This window comes from Chryseobacterium gossypii, from assembly GCF_041361455.1.
In the GTDB taxonomy this organism is placed as follows: domain Bacteria; phylum Bacteroidota; class Bacteroidia; order Flavobacteriales; family Weeksellaceae; genus Chryseobacterium; species Chryseobacterium gossypii.
Genome location: NZ_JBGCUR010000036.1, coordinates 1 through 21,674 on the forward strand (window position 1 = coordinate 1; position 21,674 = coordinate 21,674).

Annotated in this window: 18 protein-coding genes; 4 read left to right on the top strand and 14 right to left on the bottom strand. The window is 39.3% G+C overall.

Annotated elements, in window-relative coordinates:
• Nucleotides 1-95: 95 nt before the first annotated feature.
• Entirely contained in the window at nucleotides 96-1,730 is a 1,635-nt protein-coding gene (locus ABMQ40_RS15085) for a helix-turn-helix domain-containing protein (protein WP_370901048.1), read from the bottom strand.
• Between the two features lie 372 nt (nucleotides 1,731-2,102).
• Here ABMQ40_RS15085 and ABMQ40_RS15090 point away from each other — a divergent pair, with 372 nt between their 5' ends.
• Complete coding sequence (locus tag ABMQ40_RS15090) at nucleotides 2,103-2,327, top strand: hypothetical protein (RefSeq protein WP_370901050.1); 225 nt, start codon at nucleotides 2,103-2,105, stop codon at nucleotides 2,325-2,327.
• Between the two features lie 194 nt (nucleotides 2,328-2,521).
• On the opposite strand, the gene ABMQ40_RS15095 is transcribed toward ABMQ40_RS15090, so the two are convergent.
• The 4 genes from ABMQ40_RS15095 to ABMQ40_RS15110 all read right to left on the bottom strand — a co-directional run bounded on the left by ABMQ40_RS15095 (nucleotide 2,522) and on the right by ABMQ40_RS15110 (nucleotide 8,781).
• Complete coding sequence (locus tag ABMQ40_RS15095) at nucleotides 2,522-3,970, bottom strand: TolC family protein (protein ID WP_370901052.1); 1,449 nt, start codon at nucleotides 3,968-3,970, stop codon at nucleotides 2,522-2,524.
• A complete protein-coding gene (locus ABMQ40_RS15100; protein ID WP_370901054.1) occupies nucleotides 3,951-7,142 on the bottom strand; it encodes an efflux RND transporter permease subunit in 3,192 nt (1,063 codons plus the stop codon). The genes ABMQ40_RS15095 and ABMQ40_RS15100 overlap by 20 nt, the downstream gene beginning before the upstream one ends.
• Nucleotides 7,143-7,166: 24 nt before the next feature.
• The gene (locus ABMQ40_RS15105; protein WP_370901094.1) at nucleotides 7,167-8,249 is read right to left on the bottom strand and encodes an efflux RND transporter periplasmic adaptor subunit; all 1,083 of its coding nucleotides are present in this window, start codon (nucleotides 8,247-8,249) and stop codon (nucleotides 7,167-7,169) included.
• Nucleotides 8,250-8,391: 142 nt separating this feature from the next.
• A complete protein-coding gene (locus ABMQ40_RS15110; RefSeq protein ID WP_370901056.1) occupies nucleotides 8,392-8,781 on the bottom strand; it encodes a hypothetical protein in 390 nt (129 codons plus the stop codon).
• A 364-nt stretch (nucleotides 8,782-9,145) separates the two neighbouring features.
• On the opposite strand from ABMQ40_RS15110, the gene ABMQ40_RS15115 reads away from it, so the two are divergent.
• Nucleotides 9,146-9,547, top strand: coding sequence for a hypothetical protein (locus ABMQ40_RS15115; RefSeq protein ID WP_370901058.1), 402 nt, complete (start codon nucleotides 9,146-9,148; stop codon nucleotides 9,545-9,547).
• 26 nt (nucleotides 9,548-9,573) lie between these two features.
• Entirely contained in the window at nucleotides 9,574-10,035 is a 462-nt protein-coding gene (locus ABMQ40_RS15120; protein WP_370901060.1) for an META domain-containing protein, read from the top strand.
• Between the two features lie 72 nt (nucleotides 10,036-10,107).
• On the opposite strand, the gene ABMQ40_RS15125 is transcribed toward ABMQ40_RS15120, so the two are convergent.
• The 9 genes from ABMQ40_RS15125 to ABMQ40_RS15165 all read right to left on the bottom strand — a co-directional run bounded on the left by ABMQ40_RS15125 (nucleotide 10,108) and on the right by ABMQ40_RS15165 (nucleotide 20,610).
• Nucleotides 10,108-10,386, bottom strand: a complete 279-nt coding sequence (locus ABMQ40_RS15125) for a SemiSWEET transporter (RefSeq protein WP_370901062.1) — start codon at nucleotides 10,384-10,386, stop codon at nucleotides 10,108-10,110.
• A gap of 33 nt (nucleotides 10,387-10,419) precedes the next feature.
• On the bottom strand, nucleotides 10,420-11,454 hold the full coding sequence (locus ABMQ40_RS15130; protein WP_370901064.1) for an NAD(P)/FAD-dependent oxidoreductase: 1,035 nt from the start codon (nucleotides 11,452-11,454) through the stop codon (nucleotides 10,420-10,422).
• 54 nt (nucleotides 11,455-11,508) lie between these two features.
• On the bottom strand, nucleotides 11,509-12,447 hold the full coding sequence (gene porN / locus ABMQ40_RS15135; protein ID WP_370901066.1) for a type IX secretion system ring subunit PorN/GldN: 939 nt from the start codon (nucleotides 12,445-12,447) through the stop codon (nucleotides 11,509-11,511).
• Nucleotides 12,448-12,465: 18 nt separating this feature from the next.
• Nucleotides 12,466-14,058 (bottom strand): type IX secretion system motor protein PorM/GldM, encoded by a 1,593-nt coding sequence (porM, locus tag ABMQ40_RS15140; protein ID WP_370901068.1) that lies wholly within the window; start codon nucleotides 14,056-14,058, stop codon nucleotides 12,466-12,468.
• A gap of 52 nt (nucleotides 14,059-14,110) precedes the next feature.
• Nucleotides 14,111-14,803 carry a type IX secretion system motor protein PorL/GldL gene (gene porL, locus ABMQ40_RS15145; protein ID WP_370901070.1) on the bottom strand — a complete coding sequence of 231 codons (693 nt, stop codon included), beginning with the start codon at nucleotides 14,801-14,803 and terminating at the stop codon, nucleotides 14,111-14,113.
• A 62-nt stretch (nucleotides 14,804-14,865) separates the two neighbouring features.
• Nucleotides 14,866-16,284, bottom strand: coding sequence for a T9SS ring complex lipoprotein PorK/GldK (porK, locus tag ABMQ40_RS15150; protein WP_370901072.1), 1,419 nt, complete (start codon nucleotides 16,282-16,284; stop codon nucleotides 14,866-14,868).
• A gap of 108 nt (nucleotides 16,285-16,392) precedes the next feature.
• Nucleotides 16,393-18,246: a glutamine--fructose-6-phosphate transaminase (isomerizing) gene (glmS, locus tag ABMQ40_RS15155; protein WP_370901074.1), complete on the bottom strand. Its 1,854-nt coding sequence runs from the start codon at nucleotides 18,244-18,246 to the stop codon at nucleotides 16,393-16,395.
• Nucleotides 18,247-18,274: 28 nt separating this feature from the next.
• Nucleotides 18,275-19,828 (bottom strand): DUF4270 family protein, encoded by a 1,554-nt coding sequence (locus ABMQ40_RS15160; RefSeq protein WP_370901076.1) that lies wholly within the window; start codon nucleotides 19,826-19,828, stop codon nucleotides 18,275-18,277.
• A gap of 11 nt (nucleotides 19,829-19,839) precedes the next feature.
• Nucleotides 19,840-20,610, bottom strand: a complete 771-nt coding sequence (locus tag ABMQ40_RS15165; protein ID WP_370901078.1) for a glycogen/starch synthase — start codon at nucleotides 20,608-20,610, stop codon at nucleotides 19,840-19,842.
• A gap of 169 nt (nucleotides 20,611-20,779) precedes the next feature.
• Between ABMQ40_RS15165 and panC the strand changes: the two genes are divergently transcribed.
• On the top strand, nucleotides 20,780-21,628 hold the full coding sequence (gene panC, locus ABMQ40_RS15170) for a pantoate--beta-alanine ligase (RefSeq protein ID WP_370901080.1): 849 nt from the start codon (nucleotides 20,780-20,782) through the stop codon (nucleotides 21,626-21,628).
• Nucleotides 21,629-21,674 lie beyond the last annotated feature (46 nt).

A 21,674-nucleotide genomic window follows, 5' to 3' on the forward strand; every position in this document is an offset into this window, starting at 1 on the left:
TTCTATCAATGTACCACAAAAATATAGATACCACACGACAAAACGCGGCGTATATAATTAAAGATGAAAAAATTTTAAAAAAGTTGGAAAGGGGCTTAAATAGGGGTCAGAGTAGAAAAATTATTCTTGTTGTCAAGTTCCTGTTTTCTTTTTCTGATAAAATCTGTCGGCCTTATTCCGTTGATTTCATAAAACAGGTCTGAAAAATTCTGTCTGGAAGCAATACCGCATTCTTTGGCCAAAGTTTCTATTCCATATTTCAGATATTCCCTGTTCTCAAATAACAGGGTGGTAATATAATTGATCCGGAGTTCGCTGAGGTACTTATTGAAATTCATTCCTTTACAATCGTTAATCACTTGGGAAAGGTAGTTGGAGTTGGTCCCAAGCTGGCTTGCCAGCTTGTTAATGGTCAATCCTTTTTTAGTAAACTCTTTTTTATCTTCAAAAGCCTTCAGTTTTCTGAGCAATTCTTCCACCTTACTTTCATCGAGTCCTGTTTTCTTTTCTTCTGTTGTTGAAGGAGATTTTTCAGCAGACATACTCTGCTGCATTGTGAACTTCTCTTCCAGCAGGATATATTTTTGCTGGATTTCCTTTTCCTTTTTATATCTCACCCCCAATAAAACAATCAAGGCCACGGCCAGCACACTTAAGATCATAATAATAATGCTGCCCCAGGAATTGGCCCGTTCCAGTTTATTTTTCTCATCCAGCAATGTTTTGGTATCATATTCCTTATGAATCTTAGGGGATAAATAGATAAAATCCTTTGAGATAATGCTGTCAGCCTTTAAAAGCTGGCTTGTAAAGTATAATTGTTGTTCGTGATCCTTCTCCTTTTTATAATGATTAATGAGTATTTCATAATTTTCCCGCAGCTCAGGAAGGATAAACTTATGTTTCTGAAAAATAGAATCCACTTTTCTGAAATAAGAAATTGATTCTACATTATTTTTCAGACCGAGATAGCTTTTACCCAGATAAAAATAATCCACAGAAAGCCAGGAAAAATCTCCGCCACCTTTAATAGGAGCTACTGACCGGCTCAGGAAGGTGATTGCCGGCTTATATCTTTTATTTTTATAATCAGAAATTCCTTTGCATAATAAGAAATACCCTTTTTCCTGCAAATACTCCGGGTTGTCGGCAACTTCCTGAAGCCCTGCCTGTATGGCAGAATCCGCCTCCTTATCTTTTCCCGAATTACGGTAGCAGATAATCAGCTGGTGCAGACTGTTCAGATATCCTTTCTTATTATTATAGATCTCATTAGGATGTGCATTGGCTTTGGATTTAGGACGATAGTAGGCAATACATTTCCTGAACAGCTCAGAAGCTTCATCATAATATCCCAAATAGCTTTTAACAACACCTATATGGTATAAATTCTGAAATTTCAAAAAGTCATTACTGGTATTTTTGGAATATTCATAGGCTTGAAGATACTCATTAAGTGCCAGCTGAAATCTTTTATAGTGGTAATAATAGACCACTCCTTTTTCTATATATGCCGTGCTGATAAGATCCGGATTTTCAGACAATTTTGCAGCCCATACTGCACTATCCGCATATTTTAGCTTTAGTTCATTTGAAGAAGAATAGAAAACGCCGTCTTTATATCCCTGAACCATCCTTTCATAATCTTTTTCATTTTTGGCCTTATTTATGTAAAGCTGAACATAGGGAAGTGCCTTGGGATTGTTTTCTTCAATATTTTCATATCTCATTCTCAGTTTATAATATTCGCTATACCCTTTCTGAGAAAAAAGAGATTTAAAAATTACTATAAATAATATTAAAAATAGTTTTTTTATCACATTAATGATTATCAGGGCTAAGTTTTCTTACCAAAAATACATAAAATCAATGAATTTTTAATAAACGGCAATGAATTAATCATTACACTTTCAATATCAAACAACAAACACATAATACTCTGATTTACAAACTATTATAAATGTCTCAATTCATGAATTAGGACGTCTTAATTTCCGAATAGAGACAACAACTGTTTTTATATCTCATTTTATGACTATAATTTCGATCTCAGAATTCTAAGAAACAAACCTGGCCGGGATAACCTTTTAACTCTGAAATTTATGGAAAAGATTATCTCATTTAAAATATTTTTATTAGCTATTATGACCGTTTCTTTAACAGCGCTGACGTCTTGCAGACAGGATGATGAGAATGACTTTCAGCCTGCCATGGCAGGTATAACAGCCAAAACAGATCCTGAACCTGAGTCCGAAGGCGATACCGACAGCAATTCAGATCTTGAGGAAGATCCGCCTGTAAAAAACGGTACCCACTGGAGACATTAAAATTGCTTTAGCAACATAAATCAGAAAACTAAAAACCATGTAAATATATTATTTAGCTACAACTTTAAACTTTTCATGTAGGTAAATTCCAAAGGGTTCAGTATTTCACTGAGCCCTTATTTTATGTGCTTATGACAGATGCAAAAGAGATTGCCCGAAAAGGCAATCTCCATTTTAAACATCAAAATTTACAGCTATTTCCAACCTCCGCCTAAACTTTTATAAATATCCACTACTGTGCTCAGCTGCTTCTGTTTGGCCTCAATCAGTTCCATTTTCGCATCCAGAGCATCTCTCTGGTTTAAAAGGACCTCCAGATAATCTGCTCTTGAGTTTTTGAACAGCTGGCCGGCTATGTCAATAGACTGGTCCAAAGCCTGGGTTTCCTCGGCCTTTAGCTTATAATACTGGTCAATATTTTTCACCTTTGACATCAGATTGGCTACATCAAGATAAGCATTCAGAATCGTTTTATCATATTCATATAAAGCCTGTATCTGCCTGGCATCCGCTGTCTGGAAATTCGCTTTGATCGCACTTTTGTTGATAAGCGGCCCCGCCAGGTCTCCTGCTAAATTATATGCAATGGACTCAGGCATTTTTACCAGATAGGAAGGCTTAAAGGCTTCCAGCCCCAAAGCGGCTGAGATATCCAGTGAAGGGTAAAATTCTTTTCTAGCCGCTTCCACATCCAGTTTCGCAGATTTCAGTTCCAGTTCAGCCTGTTTTATGTCCGGGCGGTTGGCCAGCAACTGGGAAGGAATCCCGGTATAAACGGTCTGCGGAATTGTAGACATAAAGCTCTCCTTAGTTCGTATGATAGGTTGAGGATACCTTCCCAGAAGAGCATTAATCTCATTTTCTTTCTCCGTAATCTCCTGACGAATGGTGTATTCCGTAGCTTTTGATTTGGCCAGTTCCGCTTCAAACTTTTTCACGGCCAATTCTGTCGCGGCGGCAGCTTCTTTCTGTACTTTCGAGATTTCCAAAGCCTTTTCCTGAAGTTTTATATATTGGTGGATAATATCCAGCTGATTGTCTAAAGCCAATAGTTCATAATAATGATTGGCTACTTCTTCAATAAGATTGGACAGCACGAAGTTTTTGCCCTCAACGGTGGATAAATAATGGGCTATAGCCGATTCTTTTTCCGTTCTGAGCTTTTTCCAGATATCAACTTCCCAGTCGGCCATTAAACCGCCTTCAAAATTCCCCAGCGGATCAGGCATTTCTTTGCCGGGTTCTATTTCTGTGGTGGCATCCCCGGCTCCTTCGCTGGTATAACGCCCGGCCTTTTTTAATCCGGCCCCTATCCCCGCAGTGACCGTGGGAGACAGTTTTCCTTTTTTAGCAAGAACCCCGCTTTTGGCAATTTCAATTTCCTGAAGGGTAATCAACAGTTCCTGGTTGTTTTTTAAAGCCGTTTCAATCAATATCACCAGATTAGGATCGGTGAAAAACTGTCTCCATGGGGTAGTTCCGCTATTGGTACTGGCTTCCTGCTGTTCTTCCTGGTTAAAGTTCTGGGGAAGATTTTCCTTCACTTCATCTTTTATAACGGTTGCCATAGGAGCTTTACAACTTGCAAGGATGAGTGATAAAGCTACGGTTGTGATAATATTTTTAGTCTTCAAATTTTCCATCGTGTTGGTAAGGTTCAGTTTGTTCAGTTAAAGGGTTTTCTTCTTCATATCTCGCCAGCCTTGATTTTTCGGCAATTGTTCCGAAAATATAGTATAATCCCGGAATAACCATCAGTCCGAAGATCGTTCCTATCAACATACCACCGGCCGCTGCTGTTCCTATGGTTCTGTTTCCAACCGCCCCAGGCCCGGTTGCCACCACCAGCGGGATCAATCCGGCAATGAACGCAAATGAGGTCATCAAAATCGGACGGAAACGGATCGCTGCTCCTTCAATAGCTGCCTTAGCCACCGGAATCCCTTCTTCAGCTTTTTTCTGCACGGCAAATTCTACAATCAGTACCGCGTTCTTTCCCAGGAGCCCTATGAGCATTACCATAGCCACCTGTGCATAGATATTGTTTTCCAGACCTAAAAGCTTGAGACATAAAAAGGCTCCGAAAATACCTGTTGGTAAAGAAAGGATTACCGGTAAAGGAAGAATGAAGCTTTCATATTGTGCAGACAGAATTAAATAAACAAATCCCAGACATACAAGGAAAATAAATACAGCTTCATTTCCACGGCTTACCTCGTCTTTTGAAATCCCGGCCCAATCGATACCAAAACCTCGCGGGAGGGTTTTATCCGCTACTTCCTGAATAGCTTTAATAGCCTGCCCGCTGCTGTATCCCGGCGCCGGCGTTCCGCTTACCTCAGAAGAGTTATACATATTATGTCTCGTTATTTCAGACAGGCCATACACTTTTTCCAGTTTCATAAAATCTGAATAGGGAACCATTTCGTCCTTATTATTTTTTACGTATAATTTCAGCAGGTCGCTTGGAAGGGCACGGTATTGTGGCCCGGCCTGTACGATCACCTTGTAGGGTCTGTCAAAGCGGATAAAGTTTGTTTCATAGTTTGACCCGATCAATGTTGAAAGGTTGTCCATTGCATTTTCTATCGTTACTCCTTTTTGTTCCGCCAGATCATTATCAACCCGGAGCATATATTGCGGGAAACTCGCTGAATAGAATGTAAATGCGGAACCCAGTTCGGGACGTTTTTTAAGCTCGCGCACAAAATCATTGCTTACCTGCTCCATCTTATGATAATCCCCGCTGCCCGCCTTATCCAGCAGCCGCAGCTCAAACCCTCCGGCGGCTCCATATCCGGGAATGGAAGGAGGCTGGAAGAATTCAATATTGGCACCGGGAATATTTTTAGCTTTTTCTTCCAGCTTTTCAATAATTTCCGCAGCCGATTCCTTCCGGTCTTCCCAGCTTTTAAGATTGATCAGGCAAGTCCCTGAATTGGATCCCGTACCTTCTGTCAGGATCTCATACCCTGCAAGGGAAGAAACGGATTGTACCCCGTCAATATCCTCAGATTCCCTGAGAAGCTCTTTCGCAATCTGATTGGTCCTTTCCAGTGTAGAACCCGGTGGTGTCTGGATGATCGCATAGATCATTCCCTGGTCTTCACTTGGAATAAATCCTGACGGAAGGGAATTGCTCAGGAAAAAAGTACACACACAGAATATCAGGAGCAGGGGAAGCGTTATCATTTTCCGGGTTACAGTTTTGTTCAGCAGCTTTTCATATCTTCCAGCACCTTTTGTAAACAGGTTATTGAATCTGTCCAGAAATATCGTGACCGGAGTTCTTTTTTTAGCTTTTCCATGATTATTCTTCAGGATCAGGGCACACAATGCAGGGGTAAGGGTTAGTGCAACTACGCCCGAAAGAATAATAGATGATGCCATCGTAATGGAAAACTGACGGTAAAATACCCCTACAGGACCAGACATAAATGCAATAGGGATAAACACAGATGCCATCACCAGGGTAATTGCGATAATCGCGCCACTGATTTCATGCATTGCTTCTTCCGTAGCCTTTAAAGGTGAAAGATGCTTTTCTTCCATTTTGGCATGGACAGCCTCAATAACTACAATTGCATCATCCACCACAACACCGATTGCCATCACCAATGCAAAGAGCGAGATCATGTTCAGGGTGATCCCAAATGCGGACATTACTGCAAAGGTCCCTACCAATGAGACCGGAACCGCAAGAGCAGGGATCAGCGTTGAACGCCAGTCTCCTAAAAAAAGGAATACCACGATCGCCACCAGAACGAAAGCCTCAAACAGCGTGTGGACAACCTTCTCCATTGAGGCATCCAGGAACCTGGATACATCATAGCTGATCTCATAATGCATCCCTTTGGGAAAATTATTTTTCTCAAGATCCGCCATTAGCGTTTTCACATTCCTGATAACATCACTTGCATTGGAACCGTATGACTGTTTTACGGTAATGGCTGCGGAAGGCTTGCCGTTCAGTGTGGAATAGATATCATACATTGAGCTTCCGAATTCAATATCTGCAACATCTTTCAGCCTTACAAATTCTCCGTTGGGCTTCGCTTTCAGGATAATGTTTCCGTATTCTTTTTCGTTGCTGTAACGGCCCGGATATTTTAAAATATATTCAAAAGATTGTGAGCGTTTCCCGGAGCTTTCACCTGTTTTACCCGGTGAAGCCTCTAAACTCTGCTGATTCAAAGCTTCCATTACTTCATCCGCTGAAATATTGTAGGCTGTCAGCCGGTCCGGTTTCAGCCATATACGCATTGCATATTCACGGGTGCCCAGAATATCCGCAAAGCCTACTCCATTTACTCTTCTCAATTCAGACATCACATTGATATCTGCATAGTTGAACAAAAATTTCTGATCGGCTTTGGGGTCATCGCTATAGAGGTTAATATACATCAGCATATTAGGCTCTTCTCTGGTAATCTTCACCCCTTCACGAACTACCAGAGGGGGTAGTTTATTAACAACTGAAGATACACGGTTTTGTACATTTACCGCAGCGACGTTCGGATCTGTTCCCAGGTCAAATACCACCTGAATGGATGCTTCACCGTCATTCCCGGCATCCGAGGTCATATATTTCATTCCGGGAACACCATTTAAACCTCTTTCCAAAGGAATTACTACTGATTTGATCAGCAGCTCGTTGTTTGCCCCGGGATATTCCGCTGTAATATTCACTTTAGGCGGAGAGATAGACGGAAACTGCGTTACGGGAAGTTTTACCAATGACAGAATCCCTAAAAAGACGATAATCAATGAGATTACGATTGACAGAACTGGTCTGCGAATGAATTTCTTAAACATACTACTTCTTCTTTTTAAGAGCCACTACTCTGCTTTTAATTTCAATGACCGGATTACCTGTACCGGATTCAGATACCTGGTTTTCAGCTTCTGATCGTCTTTTACCTTTTGTACTCCTTCCACAAGTATCCGATCTCCTACTGAAAGTCCGGAAGCAACCACATACAGATCGGGCAGCTCATAAGCCACCTTTATATTTCTTGATCTTGCCACTCCGTTTTTATCCACAATGAAAACATATTTCTGATCCTGGATTTCGTAGGTGGATTTTTGTGGAATAATCAATGCGTTCTGGAGAGGTAAAGTCATTTGTACTTTTCCGGTCTGCCCGTTCCTTAAAAGTTTGTCGGGATTAGGGAATTTGGCTCTGAATGCAATATTTCCGGTTTCATTATCAAATTCTCCTTCAATAGTCTGGATCTCTCCTTTTTGTGGAAATACATTTCCATTGGCCATGATCAGATTCACCTGCCGGCTTCCTCTTTGTGAAACATGGGTTTGGTAATTCAAATACTCCGGTTCTGAGACATTAAAGTAAGCATAAACGTTGGTATTGTCAGACAAAGAGGTCAATAGATCTCCTTCGTCTATGAGGCTACCAAGCTTCAGGGGCAGCCTGTTGATGATTCCTGAAAACGGAGCTTTGATATCGGTGAATGAAAGATGGATCTGGGCGAGCTTCATTTCAGCATTGGCGGCATCCAGCTTGGCTTTTGCCATGGCTCTTTCATTTTTGGAAACAATATTATTGCTGGCCAGTGTACTTGCATTTTTTAATTCTATAGCAGCCTGCTCCACTTCTGCCCTGGCCTTCAACAGCTCTGCCTGGTAAACCTGTGGCATAATCCGGAACAGGGTTTGGCCTGCATGCACAAACTGCCCTTCATCTACATAAATTTTTTCCAGAAATCCTTTTTCCTGCGCCCTGATTTCGATATTTTTCACCGATTGGATCTGGGCTACAAATTCCTTATTGATTACAGTATCTTTTTTAACAGGGTTAGTAACCGGGTAAACGGCGGTTTCTTCCTTTTCTTCCTTTTTGCCATTGCAGTTCGTAAGCAACAGAAAAGTACTGAGCACGAGGCCTGTCGCGACTTTTTTCATCATAATTCTGAAATTATAAATCGTTTAATATTTAAATTGAAATAAGTTTACTGAGAGTATCTTGTGAAAATTCTTCACAAGCGGTAATAGGGATACTCTTCATTCCTTTAGGGATGAAATGAGTATGATCGGAAAAGGAATCCTAAATTCTGATCGAACGTATCAGAATGAATTTTTTTACTGCTGAAAAATTTGCAATCAGGCCATATACGGCAGGATTTAATCGCTTATAACGCAGTAATCCTAAAGAATAAAGAAGACCAAAAATACTTGCAAAGGCTGCAACGGTCTGTAAGGTATCAGACAGCTGGAAATCATTTTCATTAAGTTCCAGTGAGTAATTATCCGTATCATCCGCTATTTGCTGAATAGAAAGCTTTTCGTAGGTTTGATTAAGGCGGTTGACATGTTTAGGCATATGATGAGAAGTATGCCCCAATGGAGCATTCTGTAAAGTCCTGACATTTATTTTACTTTCCACTATGAATAGCAGAAACAGGCTTGTCAAAAAATATACGATATAATTTCTCATTTTGAAGTTGCAAAGGTAAGCTTTAGAAAGATAATTATTCTATTAGAGCCAAATATTCTGATACATATTAACAATATTTAACGCATCTTGAAATAATCTGAAAGCCGTCCTGTAGCTTAAACTGGCATATTTAAAATTGCCGTTAAGTCTACCACTATAGTCGGGCAGATGGGATGCGGGTTTCCTGATCACGAATTTAATTTTCCGATCTTTAAACCAGCATTTATATTATTATCTTTTACAGGATATAATATGTATAATAAATTTATTTATAAAAAATTAACACTATAATATTATAAAAATTCGTAAATTTATAAAATATTAACACCTTAATTCATGAAACACTTAAAAATCACTTATTACTATGAAAAAGTTTTTACAACTCTTTATTTCGGGCCTGATTGTCCTTTCTGCAATAGCGTGTAAACACCCCGGGAAAGAGCCTGAAATTACCCACCACAACGTTCCCGTAAGCACTGACGACATTAAAAAAGATGTCTTTGTTGATGATTTTGGTGACCGGCTGGAAGTGATTACTAATAATACAACCAATACGGTAATCATACATCTGGAGGGTAAGACCTATGAGCTCAAAAAAAATCCTGATCTGCCTGAATATTCCGCATCCAATGCAGAGTATCAGTATAGCAACGTTAAAGGGGATATCGTTTTTTTGAAAAAGGACATTGATATGGTTCTTTTCCACCACAAAAAAGCTTCAGCCTCCGGCAAGAATCAGGCCCCTGCTAAAATGGCATCTTATTAAACGAAAACCGGGTAAAAACAATAACTATGAAAAATTTATTTAATGTAAGCTTGTTGTGTCTGATCATATTTTCCCTGTCATGTATGAACAAACCTGTCTCTGCCTCTGCTTCGGCAACACCAGACCCTGTCGACATCGGAGGAAAAACCTGGAAACTTACTGAGCTCTACGGGCAACCTATACAACTGAAAGACCCAAAAAGGAATCCGTATCTTACTTTAAATATGAGCGATATGAGGTATGAAGGGAACGGCGGATGTAACGGCCTTAGTGGAACCTTTGAAATCAAGCCTGACCTGATGCGTATAAAATTTAACCCGGGAATTTCTACTATGATGGCTTGTGACGATCTTGATATTGAGAAACAATTCACAAAAGCATTACTGGCTACGGATAATTATTCTGTAAAAGGGAATATTTTAACTTTAAATAGGGCCAGAATGGCGCCTTTAGCTAAATTTGTACTCCAGAACCAGGATTCAAAATAAACTATCACCATATCATGCAAGAAGTGCTTTACCTGTAAAGCACTTTTTGTATTTTAATTATCGGGGTCTTGATCATTTATTCCTGTATAGAAGGTAGCAAACGAATAAACTGATATTTACCAGTACAGCAAAGGAATTAGACAGGATAATAGGAAGCTCATCTTTAAGGAAGCCGTACCACACCCACAAAGAAAGACCTGAAATAAGGACCAGCAGCATGATCCAAGAAATATCTTCCACGTTCTTTTCTTTCAAAACCTTAACCAGCTGTGGGATCATGGAAACAGAAGTTAAAACACCCGCCACAATGCCTAAAATATTTTCATTCATAGTCAGTATTCTATTCTTCAAGATAAGAAAATTTTTCAACTATTCTATCCTATTTTAGCCGAACCGGGTCAAAGACACCTCTGCAGGCAGCGGCATATCCGTTTCGATAAGATCGTATAAGCTTTGGGAAAAGTAGCAGCCGTTTAAAATCCCCCGGGCTCCCAACCCATTGAAAACATACAGATTTTTATATTCCGGATGTTCTCCGATAATAGGCCTCCTGTCTTTCACTGTGGGTCTGAAACCAAAATTCACTTCATCCAGCTCAAAATCATACGGATAAAATTCCGATAATCCCTTAATCAACTGCTCTACCGCCGAATCATCGATATGATGATGCAACTGTTCTCTGTCATAGGTGCCTCCGTAAAAACAGAGCCCCTCATCCACAGGAAACAAAAAATGTTTCTTCTTGATCGTAATATTTTCAGGAACCGGCTCGGACAGCTTTACTCTGATATGATGGCCTTTGTTCGGATTCACCGGTATCTCTGAAAAGAATGGATTTTCTTTCACTCCCATTCCTTCACAGAAGACGGTATTTTTGAAGGTGAAATCCTTGTATGATGATTCCGAAGTATCCAGCGCATTATAATCAAACTTTTCCCTGATGAGGTGAAAATTATCTTCAAGATAGCGGAACAGGTCATTGAAAAAACCGGAAACATCCAGTCTTGCCGACTGTTTAACCTTACCCGTATCAAAAGGGTTATTAACAATTGCCAAATGCCTGAAATCTTTGTCTAAAAAGTGCGTTAATTCTTCGTTTTCAGATTTTTTAAGCCAAAGGTGCTGTTCATTCTCATCGTGGAAGATTCTGTGGATCGGCGCGTTTATCAGATAATTTTTCCCGGTATAGGATTGTATTTCGTCAAGGGTCTTTTTAAGGAAATTAATTTGTTCCTGGGCTTTCCAGAAGGTTGTAAACTTTTTGAGAACAACAGGGTTAATGATGCCTGCCGAAACCCGGGATGCACTTTTCCTTCCTTCGGAAAACAGTTTAAAAGATTTATTATTCTTTATTAACCGGTGGGCAAAGAAAAGGGCGGCATAGCCATCTCCCACAACAATATAATCTACATTTTCCATAATAAAAAAACCTGAGTAAAAATACTCAGGTTTTGTATAAATATCAAGTGAAATCTAGTAATTCCACATATCATTTTCCATTTGAAGGATCTGCCCTTTGATTCTGTCACTCTCTTCAATCTGGTCATCGGCGTCTTTAGGGATATAATCTTTGATAACTCCGTCACCTAAGCCCGTTGATGATTTGTAGATTATAGAAGAAAATCTTCTTGCATTGATCAGATCATCAAAAGATAAGTCTGCAGATGAATTCTTTCTGTTGTAAACATAATTGTTAGCCAGAATATCTCTTGCATTAGGATAGTAGATCCAGAAAAGATCGATAAGCTCATCAGATCCCTCTAAAGGTTTACCATCAGGACCTATTCTTCCTACAGATGACGGGTCTGGTCCCATGGCAGCAATTCCAAGAGGTCTGTATTTCAACTCACCATTTCTCTTATCAATGTACCACATTCCCATTATTTTAAGAACTTTCACTTTATCCGTTGTCGTTCTGATATAATCGGTATACTGCTTTTTCTCTTCTTCTGTTAATTGTCTTCCGGAGTTAAGGATATCAATCGCCTGATCATCCAATCTCACACTTTCCAGTCTTTTCTGGATTCCTTCAGGGGATAATCTCACCGTAAAGTTTTCATCATCATATACTTCTGTAATCTTCCCGTTCAGGGCAGCATCCAGCAGCAACTGATATAATGATCTGGTAGAAGTGGCAAGAAGACCGTCCGGATTATCATAATAGAATGGCTGATTAATTTTGTCATTCATATCAATGATCTCCCAAACATACATGCTTTTCAGGATGTCTTTATCATCAACAAAACCATATTCCAAAGGTTTCACTGTTTTATCCACGATAGTATCTCCTATTTTCTGCTTATTCTCGTCTCTCATCTTTCTGAACTCCTCCGGAGAAGAGGCATTAAGAATAGTCTGGGAGAATACTAATCCCGAAACTAATACGAAAAGACTGCTAATATATTTTTTCATATGATTTACAAATTAATCTTATTGAACATTGATAATTACAGGTGATATTTCTTTAAGTCTTTGGTTTCCTAGACCAGTTGCAGTCGCCTGAATATCATAAATTTGAACTACATCACCAGGTCTTAGGTTTCTAAGCATTCCTTCAGCTTGTGATAAAGAGCTACCCTGGATCAAAGTACCTGCTCTACCAGGAAGTTTCATAATGAAACTGTTAACTGTGAATGAAACAGGGAAATCAAAGTCAGGTAATGTGGCTGTTACAATCTGGTTAGGGATCGAATTGGCCGGCATATAGTTAACCGCTTTTCCTCTGATTTGTCCCTGAGGTCTAGGAATATTCTTAATTCTATATTCAAATACCTGAGAAATCGTTCTTCCATGAGGATCCGTACCTGATAAGGTCAGCTTAACAACATTTCCTGTTGTAGGCGTAACATTCCATTTTCCAGGACCTGTACTTCTCACTGTAGCTCCCGGAGCAGATAATGACAATTTAGAATTATCAGCACCCAGGATAGATCCTGAAACAGGGTTCTCCAATCCTCTGTACATTACATTCATTTTATCAGCCGAAAGTAATAATCCTTGCTGAAGCTTCACTTCCTGCGGACCGGCGATCACATTATACGTATGCGTCCAAGGGAAAGTCTGAGGTTTTCCGGATGCGTCCGTCAAGGTAATGATACCTCCTACTTTATGCTCACCAAGGCCTGAACCTGAAATCGGGATGATACCTTTTCCGTTCTCCTGTCTGCTCACTCCTGAAATATTAATCTTATTGCTATTAGAATAAGTACCCAGCATTACAGTAACTTCAGCTTGTTTTCCGGCCTGAATATCAGTAGGTCCTGAAACAATCGGCTCATAGCTGGAGAATTTGATGCTCGCATCCACTTTCTCCTGAAGTAATAATGCCAATGCATCGGACTGTACATTTCTCGCATCATTCTGAATGATCTCCAGGTTAGAGATAGCCGCGATCAGAGGCTGATGGTAGAATTTATTCTGTAGCCATGTCTTATTATTCGGAGATTGTCCTTTGGCATATTCGGCAATCAAAGATTTATTGGCTCTTGCCACTAAATCTGCCAACTGAGGGTTATTTCCAAAGGTTGTATTGATATAATTCCTTACATCATCCATTTTATTTTTCAGGTCACCTGCTCCTTTGGAAGGAGAGTTTTCGTCCCCGTCCTTAAAGAAGTATTTTGTAGTGGCCTCATTATTGTTCAATGCAGAGAAATTCTCGCTAACATCAATAAGCTTTCCTGTTTTCGGATCTTTTTCTACAAACTCAGATTCTTTCTTCAATTTATCTTTGATCTGTTCAGCATGGGAAACCAGATCATTGATTTTTTGTTTCAGTACCTTATACTGCTCCCAAGGCTGGGCATAAGTATCAGGTACCTGCTGAGCTTTTGCTTCTAAAGTCTTCTCGAAAATATCCTCGTTCTTTTTTTCTGTTAACAAACGGGTTTCTCTCAATGATACTGTAGAATCGTAGTATGATCTGATGATCTCCGCATCGATATTTAGGGCCATCATAGCGATGAACACCAAATACATCAGGTTGATCATCTTCTGACGTGGAGTCTGTTTTCCTTGTGCCATTCTCTTTTCTTTGTTTTTTGATTAAATAGTTAAAATTAGAAATGGTTTAGGATTAAGACTTCATTGCAGTTAACATACCGCCATAAACTCTGTTTAAGTTGTTCAAATTAGACGTTAAACCTTGCAATTCCTGATTGAATTTTTCTGAATGCTCAATAGATTTTTGCATATCTTCCACGTATTTTTTAGCAAATTCTGCTTGTCTCTGACCATTCTCCAATTGCCTTGCATACAGGGCATTCATGCTTTCCATGTGTTGAGCTGCTTTGTTTAACTGGTCATTATATTTATGAGTAGAAGCTGAAACGTCCACAGTCTGATTGATCTGGTCTACAGAGTTTGAGAATTTATCAATTCCTGATCTTAATCTTTCAAATAGCTGAACATCCAGTTTCGCATCTTCTAACATTTTATCTAATTTGCTGGAAAGTGAATTTTCCAATTCAGCAAACTGAGCTCCGTTATTTCTGGCACTGATATTAGAGTGCAGCGGGTTTGGATTGGCGTGCTTATCCAATAATTCAGGATAAACATTTTCCCAGGCATAAGATTCCTCGGTTTTAGGAGGGTCGAATGCGAAAATGATAAAGATAATCGCTTCAGTGATAAGCCCTACTGTAAGGGCAACGTTACCTGTAATAGGCCCCAGGTTGATGTGGGTGATTTTAAGCCAAGCTCCAAGAATTACAATTGCAGCACCGAACGAATAAAAGAAATTCATCCAAGCATCTTTAGTCTTAAACATATAAGTCAGTTTTTTTTAATGTTAAATAAAATTTATTGAAATAATTTTGTCCGATGATATAATTATCTGCTAACTCTTTTTGGTTTAACAGCAGCTTCAGGAATATCTTGTACTGTTCTGAATCCGATATAGCTTCTAGCCGAATCTTTTCTTTCCCAGTCTCTGGCACCTGTCATCAGTGCATAGCCTACATCTTTCCAAGAACCTCCTCTTACGGATTTTCTTGTATCTGTTTCATCCTTAGCAGAAGGGTTTAATGTAGAAGAGAATCCGTATGTAGAATTGTTATATGGAGACAATGTCCATTCAGCAACATTCCCGGCCATATCATATAGCCCAAATCCATTTTTCTTAAATTTCTTTACCGGAGCTGTATATGTGTAAGTACCTTTTTTATCGTCTTCCATATAATTACCCCTCTTAGGTTTGAAGTTGGCCAGGTAACAGCCTCTGTCGTCCATTAAATAAGGACCTCCCCAAGGATAGGTAGCATTCTGCATTCCTCCTCTTGCGGCATATTCCCATTCAAACTCTGTAGGAAGACGGAACCGCAATGGTCTTTGTTTTTTTCTTTTCAGGCTTTCGTTGTAATCAGACTTTAATTTGGATCTGAAGTTACAATACGCTCTTGCCTGATCCCATGTTACCCCTACAACCGGGTAATCTTTATAGGCTTTATGCCAGAAGTATTGTTCAAATAAAGGCTCGTTATAGGCAAAGTGGAAATCTTTTACCCAAACCGTGGTGTCCGGATATACAGCGATACTTTCACTTCTAAGGTAGTTTACTCCCCTATCGTTATCAGCAATTGCAGCATCCATATCACCCCATCTGTAAGTATATTTAAGCTTACTAACATCTAATATTCTTTCATTACCCATTCTGGAAGATGCAGGTAAATACATTGATTCCAAAACTTCAGCGTATTCCACATCCGGATATTTTGAAGTATTCCAGTTCAAAGGAACTTTCCAGTCTAATCTTTTACTTGGGTCATATCCTTCGTCTTCTCTGCCTCCCTGTCCTTCTAAATATTCCTGATATGGTGTTAAATTTTCTTCTTTTTGCGCAAGATATGCATAATCTCCTATGCTTGTTCCTCTTCCTCTTCCTTCACCACCTTCTCCGGCAGCTTCAGCAAGAAGAGTTCTTGCGATAGAATCTCTTACATAATTGATAAATACCCTGTATTCTGCATTAGTAGTTTCTGCCTCATCCATAAAGAAAGAAGAAACAGTCACTGTTTTTAATGGTGTTTTTTCAGGAGTGTGTGTTGGATCCTGATCTGCAAGACCAGCAACAAATGATCCTGCAGGAATTGCAACCATCCCGTATGGTCTTTCCGCAACAAATGATTTAGTTTTTTCTCTTGGTATCAATTCTCCTTTTGTTCCTGGTTTCCCTATAGAAGATCCACCACCACCTGAACAAGATACCGATGCTACCGACGCAGACAATAATAAAAGAAATATCCTTTTCATGTTAATTTTTATAATTAAGCCGTAAATATATAATTTTTTTAAGAAACTTTTAAGATTTTTTTTGAAATAACGAAAGAAATCTAAATTTATTTTATTTACAAGTATTTTTTATTCCACAGTTACTGATTTTGCCAGGTTTCTTGGCTGGTCTACATTCGCTCCTCTGTATACAGCAATATAGTATGCTAACAGCTGTAAAGGTATTGATGCCACGATAGGTGAAAAGCATTCTGAGGTCTCAGGAATCTCGATCACATAGTCGGCCATAGCACTTACCTGCTGATCTCCTTTATTAACCACAGCGATGATTTTTCCTTTTCTGGCCTTGATTTCCTGCACATTGCTCACAATCTTATCGTAATGCCCTTTTTTAGGGGCAATGATAACAATCGGCATATTCTCATCGATCAAGGCAATCGGGCCATGCTTCATTTCCGCAGCCGGATATCCTTCGGCATGGATATAAGAGATCTCTTTTAATTTTAATGCGCCTTCCAAAGCGGCAGGATAGTTGTAGCCCCTTCCTAAATAAAGGAAATTGGTTGCATTAATGAAATCCTTTGCTATATTCTGGGTCAGTTCATGGGTAGCTTCCAGAACATCTTCAATTCTTTTAGGAATAGAATCCAGTTCTGCGATAAGGCTCATAAATTCTGCATTTCCTAAGTTTCCATTGTGTTTACCCAATTTAAATGCGATCAGGGTAAGAATGGTAAGCTGAGCCGTGAAAGCCTTTGTAGAAGCCACCCCGATCTCAGGACCAGCATGGGTATAAGAGCCGGCATCTGTAATCCGTGCAATGGAAGAATCCACCACATTGCAGATACCGTATATGAATGCCCCTTTCTCTTTGGCCAGTTTCAAAGCGGCCATAGTATCTGCTGTCTCTCCGGACTGAGAAATGGCGATTACCACATCTTTATCTGTAATAATCGGATTTCTGTACCTGAATTCCGAAGCATATTCCACCTCAACCGGGATTCTTGCATACTCTTCAATCAGATATTCTCCGATAAGTCCCGCATGCCAGGAGGTTCCGCAGGCAATGATGATGATTCTGTTGGCATTTTTGAATTTTTCCAAATGATCCCATACACCCGCCATCTTTATAACTCCTTCATCTACAAGCAATCTTCCTCTCATGGTATCGTGAACAGATTTAGGCTGTTCAAAGATCTCCTTAAGCATGAAATGCTCGTATCCTCCCTTCTCAATCTGCTCAAGGCTTAATTTCAGCTCCTGGATTTCCGGTTCAATTTTGGAATTTTCAGTAATGGTCCTGATATCCACTCCTGTTTCCAGAGAAATGGTAGCCATATGCCCTTCTTCCAGATAAATGGCTTCTTTTGTAAACTCTACGAATGGGGATGCGTCAGAAGCTATGAAGTATTCTTTATCTCCGATACCGATAGCCAGAGGAGATCCTAATCTTCCTACAACCAATACCCCGGGATAATCTTCATGCATAACGGTGATGGCATAAGCTCCGTAAACCTCATTTAAAGCATATCTTACCGCTGTAGGAAAGTCTGTCTCAGAGTTGATATCCATAAAATACTGGATAAGATTTACCAATACCTCAGTATCCGTTTCTGATTTAAAGGTAAACCCTTTTTCTGTAAGCATTATTTTAATGGTATCATAGTTTTCAATGATTCCATTGTGAATGATTGCTATTTTCCCGTTATTTGATAAATGCGGGTGCGAGTTTCTGTCGCTCGGAACCCCGTGTGTCGCCCAACGGGTGTGCCCCATTCCTATTTTTGCAAGACCTTTCAATCCGCCGGAAATATTAACCAGATCATCTACTTTTCCTTTGGTTTTTTTTACTTCCAGCTTATTGTTACCATCTTCAAGAACAATTCCGGCACTGTCATACCCTCTGTACTCTAATCTTCTAAGACCGTTAATAACTATATTATAAGCGTCTTGAAACCCTGTATATCCTACTATTCCGCACATAATTTATCAAGTGTTTAGTGTTTAATGTTTATTTTGTACCGTAAATAACTCTTAGCTGAATCCTGTTGGCATTGTTGGATTCTGAACCTATGAATACCACTCTGTCTGTAGCATAGGTTCTGGAGGTGTACTGATATCCGGCCAATGCTCCTGTTGAAGTCTGCAAAAAGTTACCTAAATCAATTTTAAAATATTTATTTGTATTGTCAACTCCGCCCTCTACAATATCTTTTACAGATTTTGTAACTGTAAATTCGTAATAAGCCGGGTTTTTATCCAGATTATAGGCTTTGAATATTGAAAAGTTGTTAGAACCTACCAAATTCAGTAAATCAGCTGTAAAATTAGTCGTTTCTTTTATATTATTAGGATTGCTAAGATCTTTATCTTTCTGAACTATGGTAAATGCAGTAGGCTTACCATAGCCATTGCTCCAAGAAACGGGATCCGTATAGATTCTGATCTTGGCACTGATGATCCCGGCTTTTTTATTTTGGTATAAAACTTTAAGCGCCTCAATGGTAGATGGTGGAATTTTAACTCCTATTGAAGGGCCTCCCATTCCCTGGGTGTATAATCTCGCATCACCTGTTTCGGTGTTATTTAATACATGAGATGTAAAAGCTTGAGTTCTGTCATAATCATAATGCCCGATATGTGAGTTTCCTGAACCTATGGAAAAAGTATATGTGGTTTGAGGCCTTGTGGTAGTGCCGTTCTCCACCTTATCATACTTATAATACATGATAAGTTCCATACTATTGGGATTAAAATGCATCAGGTATCCCTGATCCTCCTGAACCGAAACCCTTATCCCTCTGAAATACCTGATAAAGTTTGAAACATCGCTTAGCTCAGGCTTTCCTTTCATATCTATAATCTTTGTTTTAAAGAAGCTGCTGGACAAAGGAATCCTGAAGCCCACCGGAGACGTAAACAGCGAGGAATTGTCCGAATCTTTGGTAATCGTTACAGAATTAACCTTTCCGAGAAATTCTTTAGATCCTATTTCTGTTCCGTATGCATAATTGGTATTGGAATAAGCAATATCCGAGGCTCCATTTAAGAAATCGGTAACCTCATGTACTTTAATCGTTAATTTCGGTGTTGAAGTGGTTCCGTATTTCAGGACCGGATAGGTATTCACTACTTTTTTGGCATCCACATTTCCATCCGGATATACATAATTCTCGTCTGTTGTTGTGGTAATGGAGTCCGAAGCATATGCAGGCTTGATTACTAAAACTACGGAGTCTACAGCTGCATTTGCGCCAAAAGCCGGATTGTAGGAAGGTAACCTTAACTGGGTAAGGTAAGAAGCTTTCTGCTTTCCAAACTGCCCTTCATTGAAAACACCTAAAACGGCTGATGAACCTAATTTGGAAGCATCGGACCTGATGCTGTCGTGGTTATCAATATTATATGCGATAAGCTCAAAAGATTCTTCCTTTCCCTGTGCTGCTCCGTCCAAAAACAACTGTTCCCCTAAAGAATCGGGGTCCGGCTCGCAATTATAAAGCAATACACTTCCAAAAATCGCCAAAAAAAGTATAGCGAAAACTTTTTTAATAGTATAAGTCATTAAACTGTGTTTTAATAAAGTTGGTTTATTGAATCTACATCCAGATATTCTGATTTCGGAGTCGGGGTTTCATTGAAGGCTTTATCCAGATCCCCATCAAGGAACTCATCTCCTTTTACCACCATATCCACATAGTTCATGCTTTCAATAACAAAATTTTGAATGGTTGGATTATCTAACGCTTTTAAACCTGAAATATTATCGAACCTTAGCTTTTCATCTATATTTTTATCCAGAGGAGCGTCTTTCTCATTGTATAATGAAAGAACAATTCTGGCATCTTTAAAATAGGTATCAGATTCGTAATAGGTTTTAAGGTAAATCGGAACAAATGAAGACATCCATCCGTTCAGATGGATAATATCCGGAACCCAGTTTAGTTTTTTAATGGTTTCAATTACTCCCCTTGCAAAGAAAATAGCCCTTTCGTCATTATCTGAAAAAGGAGCCCCTTCATCATCGAAATAATATTGTTTTCTTTTGAAGTATTCTTCGTTATCAATAAAGTAAACCTGAAGTCTTTCCCCAGGGAGAGACGCTACTTTGATTATCAGAGGCTGATCCAGGTCATTGATAATAATATTCATTCCTGAAAGGCGGATCACCTCATGAAGCTGAAATTTCCTCTCACTTATTTGTCCAAATCTTGGCATAAAAACTCTTACATCATTGCCTTCATTGTGCATCTTAAGTGCCATTTTGTTTACCACTGCAGCCATATTTGTGTCTTCCTGATATGGATACATCTCTGTAGTAATGTACAGTATCTTTTGATTCGGCATAAACTTCTATCTATTTTTGTAAAAATGCTTTAATGTGCAAAATTACAAAAAAACATCCAACATTATTTTAATTAACATTTTTTTACGATAATTCCCGTTTTCAAATTATGAAAACCGCATTTTACTATGTGATATTTTTAGTATTTTTGAAATACTATTAAAATAAACTATGGAAGTTCTAAAGAATAAAAAAACGCTGCAGGATTTTATTGAAAGACAGAAGGAAATGGGGAAAAGAATAGGTTTTGCCCCCACGATGGGCGCCTTACATAAAGGCCATCTTTCTTTATATGAAAAAGCCAGGGAAGAGAATGATCTTGTAATTTCTTCAATTTTTGTAAACCCCACCCAGTTCAATAATCCGGAAGACCTGGAAAAATACCCCAGAGATATCAACAGAGACATTTTAATACTAGAGAACTCGGGTCTGGTAGACGCCGTTTATATCCCTGAAGTTACGGACATTTATCCTGAAAAAACGGAAAGCCGGCATTATGATTATGACGGACTGGAAGATGAGATGGAAGGAAAATCAAGGCCGGGACACTTTGACGGAGTGGGAACTGTTGTAGAGGAGCTTTTCAGACAGGTAAAACCGGATAATGCCTATTTTGGGGAGAAAGATTTCCAGCAATTGGCGATAATCAGGAAAATGGTTGAAAAAAGGCAGCTTCCGGTAAAAATAAAAGGTGTTCCTGTTTACAGGGATCAAAACGGGCTGGCATTGAGCTCCCGGAACCAAAGGCTTCATGAAGACAGGAGGGAAGATTCCAAAATCATCTATGAAACGTTAAAAAAGGTCAATGAGTGGTTCAGAGTGATCACAATCCCCGAGATCAAAGAGCGGGTACAGGATATTTTCGATAATCAGAAAGGGATGAAACTGGAATATTTTCTTATTGCAGACGAAAATACGTTAAAGGAAACGGATTTCTTTTATAAAGACCGGAGCTACCGGGCATTTATCGTTGTTGTAGTGGATGGTGTAAGGCTGATAGACAATATGCATTTAAACTAAAATGCAGACGGCATAAAAAAATCAAAGGCTTCCTGAGGGAAGCCTT